This window comes from Pedobacter sp. 10L46_2, assembly GCF_056395165.1.
Map to the genome: position 1 here is coordinate 1 of NZ_JBFTIZ010000322.1, position 4784 is coordinate 4784.

Below are 4784 nucleotides of genomic sequence, written 5' to 3' on the forward strand. Positions count from 1 at the left end.
CCCTGATACAGAAAAACGCAAAGCGTCTGCTCAACCTGGTAAACCAGATGCTCGATTTCAGAAAGATGGAGCTTAAAGAGATCAAACTTCAAAAAAGACCTGGCGATATCATTTCGTTCATCAGAGACATTACTTATTCCTTTAAGGATCTCGCTGAACAGAAAAACATCCAGTTAACCTTTAATGCTACTTACGAGAAGCTCGATGTAAATTTTGACCATGATAAAATAGAGCGGATTCTCTTTAACCTGCTTTCTAACAGCTTTAAATTTACATTGGATAACGGCAAGGTAAATGTGTCTGTAGACTGTATTATGATCGACCAATACATGGTTGAGATTAAAGTTCGCGATACCGGAATAGGTATACCAAAAGAGAARCAGGAGAAGATATTTGAAAGCTTTTTTCAGAATGATATTCCAGAGTCTATCATTAATCAGGGTAGTGGAATAGGTTTGGCAATAACCAAAGAGTTTGTAAAACTTCACGGTGGCGAGATCTTTTTAGAGAGCGATGAAAACATTGGCAGTTGCTTTACCATTTTGCTGCCATTCGAGGAACTTAGACATCAAAGCAATCCAACGGATAACTTTGTAGATAATCTAATTGCTAATGAGGATACGTTAAACAATCAGCAAGCAAACGTTACGATCTCTTCTAAAAAAGCAACTGTATTACTTGTTGAGGATGATGCCGATCTGCGTTTTTATCTTAAAGATAATTTAAAGGAAGACTTTAATGTAATAGAAGCCGGTAATGGAAAAGATGGCTGGCAAAAGGCATTATTCTACCATCCGAATATCATTGTCAGCGATATTTCTATGCCCGAAATGACTGGTATAGAACTTTGCAAAAAGATCAAAGGCGATTCCAGAACAACCCAGATTCCAGTAGTGCTGTTAACCGCTTTAACTGGCKAGGAGCAGGAGCTGACGGGTCTGGAAACAGGGGCCAATGACTACATGACCAAACCATTCAGTTTTGAAATCCTAAACTCCAAAATCCGCAACATATTAATTCAGCAGGAATCCTTCAGAAAGCTTTATCAGAAGCAGGTAGAAGTACAACCGGCAACCATAGAAATGGAGAGCCCTGATGAACAGTTCCTGCAGCAAATTCTTCAGGAGATAGAAAAGAATATAGGGAATAGCAATTTCTCTGTAGATATGCTTAGCAACCTGATGCTGATAAGCCGTGTAACCTTGTACAAAAGAATTGTAGCACTTACCGGCAAAACCCCGCTCGAGTTTATCAAGTCTTATCGTTTAAAACGGGCAGCGCAGCTGCTGGAGCAAGGAAAATTAACCGTTTCACAGATCTGTTATAAGGTAGGTTTTAAAACCACCAAGAATTTTGTCAAATCTTTTAAAGAAGAATTTGATGTGCTCCCTTCAAAATATGCTGGGAACACGGATATTACCGCTTCGTAGCCTTTTTTGTGAAAGGTTAACATTTGCGTACCCCTTTTTTAGCAATACAGGATTCAGTTGTATCTAGTTTTAACAAATAGAAACCCATCCCCTGGGGATCTTAACTAAACCAAATATGACGACCAAACATGAAAACGACAAGAACGAGTTGTAATGAATGGATTTTTATCCTGTTCATGATCTTTACACTTACCGGAATCACCAAATCCGGTTACGCCCAAAGTACTTCAAATAGAATAGTTACGGGTGTTGTTGCTGATGAAAGCGGAACAACTTTACCCGGTGCATCTGTAGTGGTAAAGGGAACCAAAACCACCGCTTTAACTAATAATGAAGGTAAGTATTCCATCATGGTTACCTCAAATGCAAGTGTACTTGTATTTTCCTATGTAGGGATGACCACAAAAGAACTTACCGTAGGTTCAGGCTCAGTAATTAACGCTAACCTTGAATCCTCTACTTCAACCTTATCCGACGTAGTAGTTATCGGTTACGGTACATTGCGTAAATCAGAAGTAACCTCAGCAATTTCTTCTGTATCCCAAAAGGACATTAAAAATTTACCTGTTGCCGGCGTAGATCAGGCCTTGCAAGGTAAGGTAGCGGGTGTTACCATAAATAACAATGGCGGTCAGCCAGGAGGTGGTGTTTCCGTAAGGATCAGAGGGCTTACCTCAACGGGCGAGAATAACGAACCGTTATATGTAATAGATGGAGTTCCTATGAACTCAAAAAGCAGCTCCCTGGAACAAAACTTTTTAGGGGGTGGTTCCGGACAAACCGGGCAAAGTGTGCTGGCAACCTTAAACTCTGCCGATATTGAAACCATCGATATCCTGAAAGATGCATCAGCACAGGCCATTTATGGAGCCAGAGGTGCAAATGGAGTAGTGCTCATCAATACCAAAAGAGGCAGGGCCAACCAAAGTAAAATTACCTACGATTCTTATGTTGGTATTTCAGAAGTTCCAAAAAAGCTTTCTGTAATGAACCTGCGCCAAAATGCAGAATACATGAACTCGCTGGTTTTAGAAGTAAGAGGAGTTCCGGGAAGTGGAATGGATAGTATTGCAGAGTTTAAAAACCCTTCCTTATTAGGTGTGGGTACCGACTGGCAGGACGAGATCTACAGAAGAGGATTTACTCAAAGCCATCAACTTGGTTTTTCAGGAGGAACAGAAAAAACACAGTTCTATTTCTCTGGCGGCTATCTTAATCAGGAAGGAACTCTAATCAAAACAGGGTTTAAAAGAATAACCCTAAGAGCTAATATAGACCATCAGGCTACTAAATGGTTAAAAACAGGTATCACTGCAAACCTGTCCAGAACCAATCAGCAGATCGGCCTTTCAGATGGTTTCGATGCCGTTACCAGTACAGTGCTTTATAATAGTCCTGTAACTCCCGTTAAAGATGTTTTTGGTAATTATATCTCTACCAATGTAATAGGAGGCAGCACATTTGGAAATCCAAATAATCCGGTTGCGTTAGCAATGTTGCGTGATGTAAGCAATCAATCTTCAAAAGCTTTCGGAACAGTATATGCAGATCTGATTATCATAGATGGTCTCACCATCAGATCAGAGGGTAACTTTGATTTTAATCTGAGCAGCGATAGGGCATTTCAGCCATATGTACAAAATGCTGAAACCAAAGCCGTCATCCTTTCTCCGGCAAGGCTTAGAGAGCAAAGAAATAACAGCCTTTACTGGGCAATTAAAAACTATGCTAATTATAACAAAGCCTTTGGTAAGCATAATATAGCTGCTACGGTAGGCCATGAGGCACAAAGATCCAAATACGACTTTATCAATGCCAACAGAGATAACCTGGTTCTTAATATCCCAAATTTAAATGCAGGTGATGCAGGCGATACCCAAGGCATAGGAGCAGGAGCTGCAACATGGAGTATGGAGTCGGTATTTGCACGTTTAAACTATAATTACGACAACAGGTATGCTATCAGTGGAACAATAAGAAGAGACGGATCTTCTAACTTTGGCCCGGGCCACAAATGGGGTACATTCCCGGCTGTTTCGGCATCGTGGACAGCAAGTAACGAATCTTTCTTAAAAGACAACAAATATGTTAATTATCTGAAGCTAAGATTCGGATATGGAGAAGTGGGTGGGCAGGATGCCGGCTCAGGTAACCTATACTCTGCAAATATCAGACTATTTCCTATTGCACCATTTGGTCCAGGTGGATTGCCTGATAACGTAGATAACCTGTTAATTACCTGGCAGTCTACCAATACCTACAATGCAGGTTTAGACCTTACCACCTGGAATAAAAGATTAGAGTTCAGCTTTGATGCCTATAAAAAAGTAACCTCAGATATGTTACTGGCTACTCAGCTTGGTGCTTATTCTGGTTTAGGAACGGCATGGAACGATATCAAAACGCCAACAACAAACGATGGCCGCATGACCAACACTGGTTTCGATATCGGACTAACATCTTATAACATTCAGAATAATAACTTTACATGGAAAACCAATATCATATTCAGTAAGTATAAAAATATCCTTAACAGGATGAACGAGCCTAATGCAACTTTACCTGGTACTTTTGATGAATATGGTACCAAATCATTGGTTACCTTATCTCAACAGGGCCGTCCGCTTGGTGCATTCTATGGCTATGTTACCGATGGATTATTCAGATCGCAGGCAGAGCTAAACAATGGGATAGATTACGGACTCTCAATTGCTCCGGGTAGCTTATGGCTGGGCGATGTAAGGTTTAAAGATCTAAACGGCGATAAGGTGGTTGATGATAAGGATGTTACCGTTATAGGCGATCCTAATCCAGACTTCACCTACGGCTTTACAAATACCTTTAGCTATAAAGGAATTGACCTTTCGATATTCATTTATGGTAGCCAGGGAGGTGACATTTTCAACTATAGTCGTCGCCAAACCGAAGCCTTAAGCTCTCCTTACAACAATCAGCTTACTACTGTATTGAACAGATACTCTGCAAACAATCCTAATGGAGATTTGCCAAGGTATAATCAATGGCACAACAATAACAACAGAATTTCTGATCGGTACATTGAGGATGGATCTTACCTAAGGATACAGAACGTAGCGCTAGGCTATAACCTGCCAAAATCTTTAATAAGCAAAATAAAGGTGAGCAATGCCAGGTTCTACGTTTCTGTTCAAAACCTGTACACATTTACCAATTATTCGGGTTACGATCCCGAACTGGGAGCGCTTAATAACAACATCAGGTTCATGAATATCGACAATGGTCATTATCCGGTTCCTAGAACATTTACTCTGGGCACCAACATTGAATTCTAACCTCTAAAAATTAAAGTAATGAAAACAAATCTCATCATCATAT

2 protein-coding genes are annotated in these 4784 nt (G+C 40.3%); both read left to right on the forward strand.

Translation table 11 applies throughout. The annotated features are described in order from the left end of the window. On the forward strand, positions 1-1430 hold a 1430-nt coding region (locus AC1DDX_RS23765), incomplete at its 5' end, for a hybrid sensor histidine kinase/response regulator transcription factor (RefSeq protein WP_477622708.1). Positions 1431-1558: 128 nt separating this feature from the next. Next, on the forward strand, positions 1559-4741 hold the full coding sequence (locus AC1DDX_RS23770) for a SusC/RagA family TonB-linked outer membrane protein (RefSeq protein WP_337716866.1): 3183 nt from the start codon (positions 1559-1561) through the stop codon (positions 4739-4741). The last annotated feature ends 43 nt before the right edge of the window (positions 4742-4784 follow it).